Annotated in this window: 17 protein-coding genes; 6 read left to right on the top strand and 11 right to left on the bottom strand. The window is 65.4% G+C overall.

Annotation, left to right across the window (positions count from 1 at the left end; genetic code table 11):
- Positions 1-75: 75 nt before the first annotated feature.
- Complete coding sequence (locus tag ACOAPY_RS07380) at positions 76-849, bottom strand: substrate-binding periplasmic protein (RefSeq protein ID WP_076584423.1); 774 nt, start codon at positions 847-849, stop codon at positions 76-78.
- A gap of 74 nt (positions 850-923) precedes the next feature.
- Complete coding sequence (locus tag ACOAPY_RS07375) at positions 924-1,361, bottom strand: HIT family protein (RefSeq protein ID WP_076584420.1); 438 nt, start codon at positions 1,359-1,361, stop codon at positions 924-926.
- A 174-nt stretch (positions 1,362-1,535) separates the two neighbouring features.
- Here ACOAPY_RS07375 and ACOAPY_RS07370 point away from each other — a divergent pair, with 174 nt between their 5' ends.
- From ACOAPY_RS07370 to ACOAPY_RS07355, 4 genes are all read left to right on the top strand, one after another.
- Complete coding sequence (locus ACOAPY_RS07370; protein ID WP_465155919.1) at positions 1,536-2,240, top strand: glutathione S-transferase N-terminal domain-containing protein; 705 nt, start codon at positions 1,536-1,538, stop codon at positions 2,238-2,240.
- Positions 2,241-2,343: 103 nt separating this feature from the next.
- The gene (locus ACOAPY_RS07365) at positions 2,344-3,189 is read left to right on the top strand and encodes a tetratricopeptide repeat protein (RefSeq protein WP_465155918.1); all 846 of its coding nucleotides are present in this window, start codon (positions 2,344-2,346) and stop codon (positions 3,187-3,189) included.
- A gap of 74 nt (positions 3,190-3,263) precedes the next feature.
- The gene (locus tag ACOAPY_RS07360) at positions 3,264-3,827 is read left to right on the top strand and encodes a COG3904 family protein (RefSeq protein WP_237044242.1); all 564 of its coding nucleotides are present in this window, start codon (positions 3,264-3,266) and stop codon (positions 3,825-3,827) included.
- Between the two features lie 173 nt (positions 3,828-4,000).
- Positions 4,001-5,443, top strand: a complete 1,443-nt coding sequence (locus ACOAPY_RS07355; RefSeq protein ID WP_237044241.1) for a SulP family inorganic anion transporter — start codon at positions 4,001-4,003, stop codon at positions 5,441-5,443.
- 74 nt (positions 5,444-5,517) lie between these two features.
- Here the strand turns inward: ACOAPY_RS07355 and ccoM are convergent, their stop codons facing one another.
- From ccoM to ACOAPY_RS07335, 4 genes are all read right to left on the bottom strand, one after another.
- Positions 5,518-5,649, bottom strand: coding sequence for a cytochrome c oxidase subunit CcoM (gene ccoM / locus ACOAPY_RS07350; protein ID WP_256720252.1), 132 nt, complete (start codon positions 5,647-5,649; stop codon positions 5,518-5,520).
- Positions 5,650-5,772: 123 nt separating this feature from the next.
- Positions 5,773-5,928: a hypothetical protein gene (locus ACOAPY_RS07345; protein WP_179085236.1), complete on the bottom strand. Its 156-nt coding sequence runs from the start codon at positions 5,926-5,928 to the stop codon at positions 5,773-5,775.
- Positions 5,925-6,527: an alpha-ketoglutarate-dependent dioxygenase AlkB family protein gene (locus ACOAPY_RS07340; protein WP_465156736.1), complete on the bottom strand. Its 603-nt coding sequence runs from the start codon at positions 6,525-6,527 to the stop codon at positions 5,925-5,927. The genes ACOAPY_RS07345 and ACOAPY_RS07340 overlap by 4 nt, the downstream gene beginning before the upstream one ends.
- A gap of 40 nt (positions 6,528-6,567) precedes the next feature.
- On the bottom strand, positions 6,568-6,864 hold the full coding sequence (locus ACOAPY_RS07335) for an aspartate-semialdehyde dehydrogenase (RefSeq protein ID WP_076584407.1): 297 nt from the start codon (positions 6,862-6,864) through the stop codon (positions 6,568-6,570).
- A 159-nt stretch (positions 6,865-7,023) separates the two neighbouring features.
- On the opposite strand from ACOAPY_RS07335, the gene rapA reads away from it, so the two are divergent.
- A complete protein-coding gene (gene rapA, locus ACOAPY_RS07330; RefSeq protein WP_465155916.1) occupies positions 7,024-9,873 on the top strand; it encodes an RNA polymerase-associated protein RapA in 2,850 nt (949 codons plus the stop codon).
- An 84-nt stretch (positions 9,874-9,957) separates the two neighbouring features.
- Here rapA and ACOAPY_RS07325 read toward each other — a convergent pair whose 3' ends face one another.
- Both ACOAPY_RS07325 and ACOAPY_RS07320 read right to left on the bottom strand, forming a co-directional pair.
- Positions 9,958-10,767, bottom strand: coding sequence for an SDR family oxidoreductase (locus ACOAPY_RS07325; protein WP_465155915.1), 810 nt, complete (start codon positions 10,765-10,767; stop codon positions 9,958-9,960).
- Between the two features lie 103 nt (positions 10,768-10,870).
- The gene (locus tag ACOAPY_RS07320; RefSeq protein WP_465155914.1) at positions 10,871-11,236 is read right to left on the bottom strand and encodes a DUF2784 domain-containing protein; all 366 of its coding nucleotides are present in this window, start codon (positions 11,234-11,236) and stop codon (positions 10,871-10,873) included.
- A 212-nt stretch (positions 11,237-11,448) separates the two neighbouring features.
- On the opposite strand from ACOAPY_RS07320, the gene bfr reads away from it, so the two are divergent.
- Complete coding sequence (bfr, locus tag ACOAPY_RS07315; RefSeq protein ID WP_021701923.1) at positions 11,449-11,919, top strand: bacterioferritin; 471 nt, start codon at positions 11,449-11,451, stop codon at positions 11,917-11,919.
- Positions 11,920-11,968: 49 nt separating this feature from the next.
- On the opposite strand, the gene ACOAPY_RS07310 is transcribed toward bfr, so the two are convergent.
- The 3 genes from ACOAPY_RS07310 to ACOAPY_RS07300 form a co-directional block, all read right to left on the bottom strand.
- Positions 11,969-12,499: an RBBP9/YdeN family alpha/beta hydrolase gene (locus ACOAPY_RS07310; protein WP_465155912.1), complete on the bottom strand. Its 531-nt coding sequence runs from the start codon at positions 12,497-12,499 to the stop codon at positions 11,969-11,971.
- A 105-nt stretch (positions 12,500-12,604) separates the two neighbouring features.
- Entirely contained in the window at positions 12,605-12,880 is a 276-nt protein-coding gene (locus tag ACOAPY_RS07305) for a hypothetical protein (protein ID WP_465155911.1), read from the bottom strand.
- 7 nt (positions 12,881-12,887) lie between these two features.
- Entirely contained in the window at positions 12,888-13,595 is a 708-nt protein-coding gene (locus tag ACOAPY_RS07300; RefSeq protein WP_280053432.1) for a DUF4349 domain-containing protein, read from the bottom strand.
- Positions 13,596-13,675: the final 80 nt, after the last annotated feature.

The following is a 13,675-nucleotide window of genomic DNA, read 5'->3' as shown; positions in this document are numbered from 1 at the left end:
GTTGTGTCGGCGCAGTATTGACCGCGCGCGCGCCCACACTCAAGTGCCGAGCAACAGCCATGGCAAACAGGGCTTTCAACGCTGTCGGAAGAACTCCATCTCACGCATCTGGTAGCGCGCGGAATCGCGCTGACGCTCGATTTCCGACCAGAGTGCCGCCGCCAGCAAAGGCCGCTCGGTGACCAACGCATGTGACAGCATGAGGAAATAAGGCTTCTGCTCCAGCGGCAAGGCAATCTTTTCCACAGCCGCCGCCAGGTCGGCGTGCTGGCTGAGCAACTGGTCAGCCCGCGGCGCCTGCAACGCAACGCCCTGCACCCGGCCGACACGCAGCATGTGCAGTAGCTCCAGCGGATCGCGGCTGGTTTCATCGACCTCGGCGCCCTGCTGCTGGAGAAAATCGACAATGGAGAATCCGCTCAGCGAGCCGATGCGGTCCTGCAGCCCGAGCAGACGCTGTCCATCCCAGTCGAGACCATCGCCACGACGCCGGTACAGTGCATACAGCGACATGTGCATGCGCTTGCGCGCGTCCACATCGCCCTCCGCAGTGGTCGGGTAGCGCCCCATCGCCTGCCGCTCTAGCTTGAAGCTGGCCGCGAAGGCGCCATCGTACTGGCCATTCTGGAGACCGGCGAGACAACGCTTCCAGGGCACGGCAACCAGTTTCAGGCGCAAGTGCAGCGCCTCGGCCACCTGCGCCAGCAACTCCGGGTTAAGCCCGCCGCCGTCGCGCAACACCCAGGGGTAGGAATCGCGGTCTTCGTGGCACAGGGTCAGGTGCTCTTCGGCATGCGCGACACTCAGTGGCACGCCGAGAAGCAGGCTCAGGATCAGGATGCGAAACATCGACAGCTCCGACTGCCATCATGTTTGGCGAGTATAGATGCCGGTGTTGCCGGGGCACATGACTAAGCCGGATGTCAGCCCTGGAGGCGTTTTACCAGCCGTGCCTGCAAGGCCTGCAGCTGACCCGCGTCGGCCTGCTGGCTGGCATGCATGCCCAGCGTGTCGCCCTCGTAGCGCGGCACGATGTGCACATGGATATGGAACACCGTCTGCCCGGCCGGGGCGCCGTTGAACTGCGCCACCTGCACACCGGCCGGTTCCAGCTCGTCCACCACCGCCCGGGTCAGCTTGCGCACCACCGCCATCACCTTGGCCAGGTTGGCGTCATCGATCTCCAGAATGTTGCGCGCCGGCGCGTTCTTCGGAATCACCAGGCAGTGACCGTAGGACTGCGGGAACAAGTCGAGGAAGGCGAGCACGTCCTCGTCCTCGTACAGCTTGTAGCAGGGCGCCTCACCGCGAATGATCTTGGCGAAGATGTTCTGCTCATCGTATTGACCGTGCAGGCTCATGCTGAAGGCTCCGTGACCCGGTTGAGGAAAGCCCGCACCATACCGGCTCCGCCACGCGCAGGGAACCGGGTCCGAATCAGCCGGATCGATGACCACTAGCACAAGGTTCGATTTCACTGCCTCCGCAGCGGATGCTCTGATGGCGGCACCATTCAAGCCTTCGCAGGGAATTCCATGACCGACCTGTCCGCCTTCGCCATCACCCGCAAATGGCCCGCCCGGCATCCCGACCTTCTGCAGCTGTACTCGCTGCCCACGCCTAACGGGGTCAAGGTGTCGATCATGCTGGAGGAAACCGGCCTGGCCTACGAGCCGCACCTGGTCAGCTTCGACAGCAACGATCAGTTCAGCCCGGAGTTCCTCTCGCTCAACCCGAACAACAAGATCCCCGCCATCCTCGACCCCAACGGACCCGGCGGCGAACCACTAGCGCTGTTCGAGTCCGGCGCCATTCTCGTCTATCTGGCGGAGAAGACCGGTCAGCTGCTGCCGCAGGCCCCCGCCCAGCGCTATCAGACCCTGCAATGGCTGATGTTCCAGATGGGGGGCATCGGGCCGATGTTCGGCCAACTTGGTTTCTTCCATAAATTCGCCGGCCGCGAGTACGAGGACAAGCGCCCGCGTGATCGCTACGCAACCGAGTCCGCCCGCCTGCTCGGCGTACTCGACCAGCATCTGCAGGACCGCGACTGGATGATGGGCCACGGCTACAGCATCGCCGATATCGCCCTATTCCCCTGGGTACGCAACCTGGTCGGATTCTACGAGGCCGGCGAACTGGTGCAGTTCGAGCGCTTCGCCAATGTGCGCCGCGTGCTCGACGCCTTCCTCGCGCGCCCGGCCGTGCAGCGTGGCCTGAATATTCCGGCGCGAGGCTGACGGCCACTGGCCAAGGCTTGTCGGGCGCCTCCGGCTTAGCTAAGGTCGCCCGCATGCCGCGCGAAAAGCACAGCCCGGCGCCCGTTCCATGGAAGGAATCCTCATGCGCCACGCCCGCGTTCTCGCCTGCACCCTCGCCCTGCTCCACGGCCTGACCGCCCAGGCGGCCACCGACAGTTGCGTCGCCAACCCCGATATCGACCAGGCGGAACTCGACGCCCTGGCGGCACGCGCCAGGCAAGGCGATCTCTGCTCCAGCCTGGCTGTGGCGCGCTATGCCGACAGCGGCCAGCGCTACATGACCGCACGTTTCTACTATCTGCTGGCCGCCAGCCAGGGCGACACCAGCTCCGACCAGCGCCTGCTGGAGCTCTACCGGCAGTCCGAGAACCTCGTGCAACAGGCACTCTACGAAAAGTGGCTGGCCGACGCGGCCGAGCGCGGCCTGGTCGAAGTGCAGGCCGAACTGGGCCGCTACCTGCTGGCCTGGAAGTCGAGTAGCCAGGACAGAATCGGCGCCATGTTCTGGCTCGAAACAGCCGCCAAACAGGGCCACCTGGAGGCCCAGTACCTACTCAGCGAGCAGTACCGCAGCGACCTGGTCGAGGAAAGCGATCTGGATGCTGTCAGTGGCGACGATCTCGCCCTTCACTACGCCCGCGATAACGCCAAGGCCGCGCAGTGGCTGTGCAAGGCCGCCCAGGGCGGGCTGCCACAGGCCCAGTATGCCCTGGCCGAAGCTTACAGCTTCGGCCACATAGTGCCGCTGGATCAGGACCAGAACCGTCTGTGGCTGGAAAAAGCCGCCGCCAGCGGGCACCCGGATGCCACCGCCCAGCTCGATGACCACGCCGAACCCTGGTATGTGCGTGCCGAAAACTGGGCCACGCGCGCACTCATCCGCGCCGAAGCCAGCTGCCCGGAAGCCGCTCCGGGCGTCACGCCCTGAGCATCGGCAGGTGCATGCAGACGCCGCTCCGGGTATCTTCTGCGCCCTGTCGTATCAGCCTGAATCGCAACACCATGAGCCGTACCCTTCGCATCGCCCTGCTGTGCCTCGCAGCACTCGCCACCAATGTTGCCCTTGCCAAGGTAGAGGTCGAATCCGCCCAGCAGAACAACCTCGGCCGCATCCTGATCCTCAAGGTATCCGAGGAAATCGCTCCGGGTGACTACGACGCCATGCTCAAGGCCCTGCGCGCCCACCCCGGCAAGTTCGCGCGCAAAATCCTCCTGCTCGACAGCATCGGCGGCAGCGCCGCCGAAGCCATGCGCATGGGCCGCCTGCTGCGCGAGACCGGTTTCGAAACCCTGGTGCCCGCCAAGGGCGTATGCCAGGGCAGCTGCATCTACCTGCTGGCCGCCGGCCGCAAGAAGACCGTGCGTGGCCACGTCGGCCTGCATCGCCCCTACTTCCCTGCTGGCGAATCCGCCCAATCCAGCCGCGCAGGCATGCCCTACAACAGCGCTGGCTACTTCCGTGACATGGGTGTGGCCCCCAGCCTGGCCGTTGACATGCAGGCCATCGAGCCACAACGGATGAAGGTGCTCAGCACGGACGAGCTGAGACGCTACCGATTGCAGTGACTGCACCACTGGCCGCAGGCCGCCTGAGCAGTGGTTGAAACGATGCTGGCGACGGGCATGATGCGCTGCACGGAGCCCGCAGACTGGCCGGGGCACTGTCGATTGCGTAACATTCAGCCCCCTGCGCATCCGCCTCACCTGGCCGGCGCCCGCCGGCTGACCTGGGTATACCCATGAAAATCGCCCGTCTGCGCGCCGACATCCTGGCCGGCCTCACCTCGTCCTTCGCGCTGGTGCCCGAGTGCATCGCCTTCGCCCTGGTCGCCCAGCTCAACCCGCTGATGGGCCTGTACGGCGCCTTCATCATCTGCACGATCACAGCCCTGTTCGGCGGCCGCCCGGGGATGATTTCCGGTGCCGCCGGCTCGATGGCGGTGGTCATCGTCGCCCTGGTGGTACAGCACGGCGTGCAGTACCTGCTGGCCACCGTGCTGCTCGGCGGCCTGCTGATGATCCTGTTCGGTGTGCTGCGCCTGGGCAAGCTGGTGCGCATGGTGCCGCACCCGGTGATGCTCGGCTTCGTCAACGGCCTGGCCATCGTCATTGCCCTGTCGCAGCTGGAGCACTTCCACGCAGACGGTGGCTGGCTCAGGGGCACGCAGCTGTACTGGATGCTTGGCCTGGTAGCCCTGACCATGGCGGTGGTCTACCTGCTGCCGAAACTGACCCGTGCGGTGCCGCCGGCGCTGGTGGCGATCCTCGGCGTCGGCCTGCTGGTGTACCTGCTCGACCTGCCCACGCGCACCCTCGGCGACATGGCGCAGATCGCCGGCGGCCTGCCGCAGTTCGCCCTGCCGGACATTCCATGGAACCTGGAGACCCTGCGCATCATCGCCCCCTATGCGGCGCTGATGGCCCTGGTCGGCCTGCTGGAAACCCTGCTCACGCTGAACCTCACCGACGAGATCACCCAGAGCCGCGGCCACACCAACCGCGAATGCGTGGCCCTCGGCGCCGCCAACGTGGTGTCCGGCGCGTTCGGCGGCATGGGCGGCTGCGCGATGATCGGGCAGACCGTGATCAACCTCAGCTCCGGTGGCCGCGGCCGCCTGTCCGGCGTGGTCAGCGGAGTGATGATCCTGCTGTTCGTACTGTTCCTGGCCCCAGTGATCGAGCTGATCCCGCTGGCCGCGCTGGTCGGCGTGATGTTCGTGGTATCGCAGCAGACCTTCGCCTGGGGTTCGCTGCGCGTGCTTGGCAAGGTGCCGGCCAACGATGTGCTGGTGATCGCTGCGGTGACCATCATCACCGTGTTCACCGACCTGGCCACCGCCGTGCTCTGCGGCATCGTCATCGCCGCGCTGAACTTCGCCTGGCACCATGCCCGCGAGCTGTACGCCGACTGCGACACCCTGGCCGATGGCGGCAAGCTGTACCGCGTCCACGGCACGCTGTTTTTCGCCAGCACCACGCCTTTCCTCAACCTGTTCGAGGTGACCGACGACCCGCAGCAGGTGACCCTAGACTGCCGTCACCTGAGTTTCGTCGACTACTCGGCCATCGCCGCGCTGAAGACCCTGCGCGAGCGCTACACCCGCGCCGGCAAGCAGCTGCGCGTGGTGCACCTCTCCGAGCGCTGCAAGCAGCTGCTCAAGCGCGCCGGCGCCCACGACTGAGAGGTAAAAACGGCGGCAAAAAAACGGGCGACCGAAGTCGCCCTAAATGCCTTGCGTGCACTGTTGCGGAAAGATCACTCGGCCTTGGTGGTCACCTTGGCCTTCTTGTGCGAGTCCTTCCAGATGAAGAGACCGACGCCGCCGAAGAAGGCGACCATCAGCGCGACCGTACCGATACCGGCGAGAACTACTGTGTCGATGAACATGGCTGCCTCCTTGAGCTGAGCCTTGTCTTGCATGGCTTCAGAGTAGAGGAGGCACGGCGGCGGGAATTGATCCGGATCAATGTCCGGTGAGGTGGGCGCCGCGACAGGGCGCCGCAGGCAGGCTCAGCGCTTCTTCTTGGGCTTGGACTTGCTCTTGCCCTTGGGCAGCGGCAGGGCTTGCGCGAAGGCCTGGCGCATCTCGTCGAGCTTCTTGTCGTGCAGGTCATGGATGCGCTTGCCGCGCTCGGCAGTGAAGTCGATCAGCTTGTCGTCGCTCATGCTCGGCCCCGGATCAGACGAAAGGTGAGGTTGATGCGTGGCGCCACCGGCTTGCGGGTCTTGGCCACCTGATGCTGCCAATGATGCTGCGTCTGCCCGCCCATGACCAGCAGCGATCCGTCGCCCAGTTCCAGCGAATGCCCGATGCGCGTGGTGCCCTTGCGGCGCAGGTCGAAACGCCGGGTACCCCCGAGGTTCAGCGAGGCGATCAGCGGGTCGCGGCCCAGCTCCGGCTCGTCGTCACTGTGCCAGCCCATGGAGTCGTTGCCGTTGCGGTAATAGTTGAGCAGCACGGCATTGAATGGCCGCCCGCAGGCTTCCTGCACCCGTGTGCGAATCTCCGCCAGCCGCGGCGTCCAGGGCAACGGCCGGTGCTCCAGGCCGGAATAGCGGTACCTGGCCTCGGGGTCGCCATACCAGGCCACCAGGCGCGGCACGGCGAGATGGCGGCCATGGATGAACAGCTGCGGCTGCTCCCAGGGCGTATCGTGGGCCAGCTCGGTGAACCAGGCGGCGGCGGTGGCGGCATCCAGCCAATGTGGCCGCAAGTCCAGCTCGGCACCGGGCAGGTCGATGGGGGAAGCGGAGAACAGGTCCACGGCGGTCGAAATACGAGAGTGAGCGTGCATTGTCCGACGATCAGACCTCCACATCCACCCACAGGCCCTGGCGTGGCAACTCTTCCAGCAGCTTCTCGTCGCCCTCCTCGACCTCACCTTCGGCCAGCTCCTCGGCACTGTAGCCACGCCGCTGGCGCCGGCGCTGCTCCTCGCGCAGGAGCATCTCGGTCTCCTGCGGGTGGCGCCGGTCCAGCTCGATGGCGCTTTCCTTGGCGCTTTCACTGGACGGCGTCACCGGAGGAATATCGGGACGTGGCTTGGGTACGTCCTGCTGGGAGGTGACCGGGACCAAACTCTGTGGAATGGGCGGCAGCATCGACTTTTCTCCGTGGTTAACCCAGCTGTCGGCCGGACAGTACCCAACTTGAACCGGCTACACTTTCGACTCGGGACGCCTGCGTTGATTCCGTAGACCGTCGCCCTCGACGCAGCGTTCCGCTAACATACGCGGCTTTTTTCGCAGCTGGGGCATTTCATGGCAAGTAGTGGCACTGTGCAGTACCAACCGGGGCAACGCTGGATCAGCGACAGCGAGGCGGAACTCGGCCTGGGCACCATCCTCACTTCCGACGGCCGCCTGCTCACCGTGCTCTACCCGGCCACTGGCGAGACCCGCCAGTACTCGCTGCGCAACGCTCCGCTGACGCGCGTGCGCTTCGCCCCGGGCGACGAGATCACCCACTTCGAGGGCTGGAAGCTGACCGTGCAGGAAGTCGAGGACATCGACGGTCTGCTGGTCTATCACGGCTTCGACGCCGAACACCGCCCGGTCAGCATGCCGGAAACCCAGCTGTCCAACTTCATCCAGTTCCGCCTGGCCAGCGACCGCCTGTTCGCCGGGCAGATCGACCCGCTGAACTGGTTCGCCCTGCGCTACCACACCCTGGAGCACCAGAGCCGCCTCCTGCAGTCCAGCCTGTGGGGCCTGGGCGGCGCCCGCGCCCAGCCGATCGCCCACCAGCTGCACATCGCGCGCATGGTCGCCGACCGCATCGCCCCGCGCGTGCTGCTGGCCGACGAAGTGGGCCTGGGCAAGACCATCGAGGCCGGTCTGGTGATCCACCGCCAACTGCTCTCCGGCCGTGCCAGCCGCGTATTGATCCTGGTCCCGGAGAACCTGCAGCACCAGTGGCTGGTAGAGATGCGCCGGCGCTTCAACCTGCAGGTGGCGCTGTTCGATGCCGAACGCTTCGCCGAAAGCGATGCCGACAACCCCTTCGAGGACACCCAGCTGGCGCTGGTCTCCCTGGAGTGGCTGAAGGACAGCGACAAGGCTCAGGACGCCGCCTTCGCTGCCAGCTGGGACCTGCTGGTGGTCGACGAGGCGCACCACCTGGTCTGGCACCCGGAGAAGGCCAGCGACGAATATCGTCTGGTTGAGCAACTGGCCAACGTCATCCCCGGCGTTTTGCTGCTCACTGCCACCCCCGAGCAGCTGGGTCTGGAAAGCCATTTCGCACGCCTGCGTCTGCTCGACCCGGACCGTTTCCACGACCTCGACGCCTTCCGCGCCGAGAGCGCCAACTACCGCCCGGTGGCCGAAGCGGTACAGGAGCTGCTCGACGAGGGCCGCCTGTCCGATAAAGCCCACGCCACCATTGCGCGCTTCCTCGGCGCCGAGGGTGAGGCCCTGCTGGGCGCCGTCAGCGACGGCGACAGCGAGGCCGCCGCCCGGCTGATCCGCGAGCTGCTCGATCGCCACGGCACCGGCCGCGTGCTGCTGCGTAACACCCGCGCCGCCGTGCAAGGCTTCCCGGAGCGCCAGCTGCACCCCTACCCGCTGCCCAACCCCGAGCAGTACGCCGAGCTGGAACCCGGCGAGCACGCCGAGCTGTACCCCGAGGTACGCTACCAGTCGCAGGCTGATGACGAGGCCTGGTGGCGTTTCGATCCGCGCGTCGACTGGCTGATCGACACCCTGAAGATGCTCAAGAAGTTCAAGGTGCTGGTGATCTGCGCCCATGCCGAGACTGCGCTTGACCTGGAAGACGCCCTGCGTGTGCGCTCCGGCATCCCGGCCACGGTATTCCACGAGGGCATGAGCATCCTTGAGCGCGACCGCGCCGCGGCTTACTTCGCCGACGAGGAATTCGGCGCCCAGGTGCTGATCTGCTCCGAGATCGGCTCCGAAGGCCGCAACTTCCAGTTCAGCCATCATCTGGTGCTGTTCGATCTGCCGGCCCACCCGGACCTGCTGGAACAGCGCATCGGTCGTCTCGACCGGATCGGCCAGAAGCACACCATCCAGCTGCACGTGCCCTACCTGGAGGACAGCCCGCAGGAGCGCCTGTTCCAGTGGTACCACCAGGCGCTGAACGCCTTCCTCAACACCTGCCCGACCGGTAACGCTCTGCAGCACCAGTTCGGTCCGCGCCTGCTGCCACTGCTGGAAGACCACGCCGAAGGTGCCTGGAACGCCCTGCTCAGCGAGGCCAAGGCCGAACGCGAGCGCCTCGAGGGCGAGCTGCACAGCGGCCGCGACCGTCTGCTGGAGCTCAACTCCGGCGGCGCCGGCGAGGGCGAGCGGCTGGTCGAGGAAATCCTCGAACAGGACGATCAGTTCGCCCTGCCGATCTACATGGAAGAGCTGTTCGACGCCTTCGGTATCGACAGCGAGGACCACTCGGAAAACGCCCTGGTGCTGCGCCCCAGCGAGAAGATGCTGGACGCCAGCTTCCCGCTCGGCGACGACGAGGCAGTCACCGTCACCTACGACCGCAACCAGGCCCTGGCCCGCGAGGACATGCAGTTCCTCACCTGGGAACACCCCATGGTGCAGGGCGGCATGGACCTGGTGCTGTCCGGCTCGATGGGCAACACCGCGGTGGCGCTGATCAAGAACAAGGCGCTCAAGCCTGGCACCGTACTGCTGGAACTGCTCTATGTCAGCGAGGTGGTGGCGCCCAAGGCGCTGCAGCTGGGCCGTTTCCTGCCACCGGTGGCACTGCGCAGCCTGCTCGACCCGAACGGCAACGACCTGGCCAGCAAGGTCGCCTTCGACACCCTCAACGACCAGTTGGAAACCGTGCCACGCGCCAGCGCCAACAAGTTCGTGCAGGCCCAGCGTGACGTACTGGCCAAGCAGATCAACGCCGCCGAGGCGAAGATCGCGCCGCGCCACAGCAGCCGCGTGGAAGAGGCGCGGCAGCGCTTCACCGCCACCCTGGACGAGGAAATCGCCCGCATGAGCGCATTGCAGGCGGTCAACCCGAGCGTGCGCCCGGCCGAGATCGAGGCCCTGCGCAGGCAGCGCGAAAGCGGCCTGGCCTTCCTCGACAAGGCGGCCCTGCGCCTGGAGGCGATCCGCGTGCTGGTGGCGGGCTGAGACAGAGGCGCGGGTTTTACCCGCCCTACTTCAGCCAGCAACAAAAAGGGCAGCCTCGGCTGCCCTTTTTCATACCCGCGCGAATCAGCTCACGCCCAGCTTGGCACGCATCTTCTCGCACATGACGGTCATCTCGTCGTAGATGATCTGCGGGTTCTGCCGCTTGATCGCCCAGGCCATGCGGCCCTGCTCGTGCGGCAGGATCATGAATTCGCCCTTGGCCACCTCGTCGTAGATGTAGCCCGCGATATCCGCAGCGCTGATCGGGCTGCCTTCCAGCAGCTTGCCGACCTGCTGCTTCATCTCCGGGGTGGGGCCGCGGAAAGAGTCCAGCAGGTTGGTCTGGAAGAACGACGGGCAGACCACATGCACCGCCACGCCCTCGGGCTTGAGCTCGATCAGCAGGCTCTCGGACAGCGCCACCACACCGGCCTTGGCCACGTTGTAGTTGCTCATCGCCGGGCCCTGCATCAGCGCGGCCATGGAGGCGACGTTGATGATCTTGCCCTTGCTCGCCCGCAGCAGCGGCAGGAAAGCCTTGCAGCCCTTGATCACGCCCATCAGGTTGATCGACAGCTGCCAGTCCCAGTCTTCCAGGCTGAGATCGGCGAAGAAGCCGGCGGCAGCCACGCCGGCATTGTTGACCAGCACGTCGAGGCCGCCGAAGCGCTCCTCGCAGGCCTGTGCCACGGCGGTCAGCTGGCTGTAGTCGCGCACGTCGCAGCGCAGGGTGAAGCCGTCGCCACCGGCCTCGCGGACCAGCTTCAGGGTCTCGGCCAGGCCCTGCTCGTTCACGTCGCACAGCGCCAGACGCCAGCCCTCACGGGCCCAGCGCAGGGCGATCTCGCGACCGAGCCCCGAGCCGGCACCGGTGATCATCATGCGATTCTGCATACTCGTATTGCCTTGTTCTGTGGTGAGGTTGAGGCGAGTGTAGCCAAGCCGCCCCCACTGGCGGCGCTGTATCAGGCCGCTGAATGACAGCCCAGAAGAGTGCCTAGCGCCTCGGCAGGCGCGCCAGCAGCCAGGCATAGATGATCCCGTTGACCAACAGCACCCCTCCACCCAGCCAGACCTGTATCTGCGGGGTCAGCCCGGCCGGGTAGATCAGCGGAATCAGGTAATGCTCAACGAAGCCGCCCTCATAGCCGGCCTGCCCCGCCGCCTGACGCAGACGGTTCTCCAGCGGGGTCAGCGGACAGTAAAGATGCAGCCACTCGACCGCCACACCCCAGGCTGCCGCCGGCAGGTGCACCAGAGCCAGGCGTGGCCAGCGCAGCACCAGCAGGCCGCCAGCCAGCACGAACAGGATGAACAGCAGGTGCATCACGACCAGGATATCGGCCGCCAGGCGCAGAAACATGTCGTCGACTCCACCATCACGTAGAAGAACCCGGCCATCTGAGGGCAGCAAGTTTATTTGTGCTTTCAATAAGTTAGCGCCAAAACGCGGAAGCTAAACATTCTTATTTATATTAATTTTCATATATATTTCAATGGCTTATATTTGACCGAATAGCACTTCTGACGCAGACTCCTGAATTACCAATCACCACTCAGGGCGAGGCACATATCATGAAAGGCGACAAGAAGGTCATTCAGCATCTGAACAAGATCCTCGGCAATGAGTTGGTGGCGATCAACCAGTACTTCCTGCATGCCCGTATGTACGAGGATTGGGGTCTGGAGAAACTCGGCAAGCACGAGTACCACGAGTCCATCGACGAGATGAAGCATGCGGACAAGCTGATCAAGCGCATCCTCTTCCTCGAAGGTCTGCCCAACCTGCAGGACCTCGGCAAACTGATGATCGGCGAGAACACCAAGGAAATGCTGGCTTGCGACCTCAAGCTCGAGCAAGCCGCCCTGCCCGACCTGAAAGCCGCCATCGCCTACTGCGAAACCGTTGGTGACTACGGCAGCCGCGAGCTGCTGGAAGATATCCTCGAGTCCGAGGAAGAACACATCGACTGGCTGGAAACCCAGCTCGGCCTGATCGAGAAGGTCGGCCTGGAGAACTACCTGCAGTCGCAGATGGACGAATAAGCCCGCCGCTTTACGCCAGAAGCCCCGCCCAGTGCGGGGCTTTTGCTTTTCAGCGCAGCAGCGAGTCCAGCAGCGCCCGCCCCTGCGGCCAGTCGCCCAGGCCACTGTCGCCATTGATATGGCCGCACGGGCCCAGGTTGTGCCAGCGACTACCCCAGCGGGCGGCCGCAGCATGCGCATGTTCGAGGCTGGAGTAAGGATCGTCGCTGCTGGCCACCACCAGGCTGGGAAAAGCCAGCGGCAGGTCCGGCACCGGCACGAAGCCCTGAATGTTCAGCTCAGCCACAGGGCCCTCGGGGTCGGGTGGTGCGACCAGCATGGCGGCGCGGATGCGCTGGCGGGTCTGCGCCGCCCAGTGCGCGACCAGACCGCAGCCCAGGCTATGGGCCACCAGCACGGTGTCCGGCCCGCTGGCCGCCACCGCCCGTTCCAGGGTCGCCACCCACTCGCTGCACTGCGGGCTCCACCAGTCACGCTGCTCGACCCGGCGGAAACACGCATCCTGTTGCTGCCACAGGCTCTGCCAGTGCTCGGGCCCGGAGTTGCCGTAGCCGGGGATGATCAGAAAGGTCGTGTGCATGGGGCTGACTGCCATGTCGGAAAGCTGCGCCCACCATGCCGCAAAGCGAGGCAGCGACTCAAGCCGGGTGGCGAACTCAGCAGCCCGCCACTGCCCCGCGACGCCTCATGGCCCAGGCAGGTCGATATCGCGAAAGAACCGCCCGAGCAGGCGCAACAGCACGAGCAGGGCATTCACCGGCAGCTCAACCAGCAGCTCCAGCACGTCGAACCAGCCGCTCTCCACCTCACGGTGGCGCGGCCACAGCCAGTAGGCCAGCAGAAAGCCCAGCGCCATGACCAGCAACCAGGCCCACAGCGGCCCGACGACGATACCCTGCACCAGCGCGGCAATGCCGGCCAGCAGGGCCAGCACCGCCAACAGCATGCGCAGCACGTCCATGCTCAGCTCACTCGCGGATAACGAACAGCTTGATCACGAACCACTCGGCCCCCTTGTACAGGTAGCCCAGCGGGCCATAGATGGTGGCCGGCTTGGGTGGCACCTGCTGGTGGAGCGTGACGCGCAGGGTGGCCATCTGGATCTGGTCCTTGAGCACGCGCATGCGCGCTTCCATCGAGTCGACTTCCGACTGGATGCGGTTGAGCTCCGCCTCGATCAGCAGGATGTCCTTGACGTCCTTGGCCTTGGCCAGCAGGTCGCGGAAACGGTCGCGCAGGGCCAGGTTGTTCTTCAGGCGGGTCTCTACGTCGACGTACTGCTCGGTGACGTCCTCGCCCTTGACGTGGCGCGACAGCACGCTGCCGCTGCGCTCGACATCGCCCAGCGCTTCATTGAAGGCGTCCTTCGGCACGCGGTAGACGAAGCTCTGGCGCTGACTGCCGTCGTCGCTCTTCTCCTCGACGTAACCGCCGAGGGCGACCATGCGCGCACTGAGCTGCTCGGCAGACTTGCCGAGATCGGCCACCTCAACGGAGAAGTCGGCGGTCCACACCAGCAGACGACCGCTGGCCTGGCCCTGGTTGGCGGAATAGCCGGCGCTCACCGGCTCGGCCGCGGCGCTGGCGACATCGCCGCCGCGGTAGGCACAGCCGGCCAGCAGGTTCAGGCAGAGTGCCAGGGCAACGCTGCCCCAGCGAGAGAAAGTGATGTTCATCCTTGAGTGTCCTCGGTTCGTCCCTGTGGAGGCCGGCGATCATACAGCCGCCCATAAAAAAGGGCAGCCCGCAGGCTGCC

The organism is Pseudomonas stagnisoli, from assembly GCF_048595745.1.
GTDB classification, from domain to species: domain Bacteria; phylum Pseudomonadota; class Gammaproteobacteria; order Pseudomonadales; family Pseudomonadaceae; genus Aquipseudomonas; species Aquipseudomonas alcaligenes_A.
The sequence above is the reverse complement of the archived record's forward strand: the minus strand, read 5'-3'. Positions and strand labels throughout refer to the sequence as shown.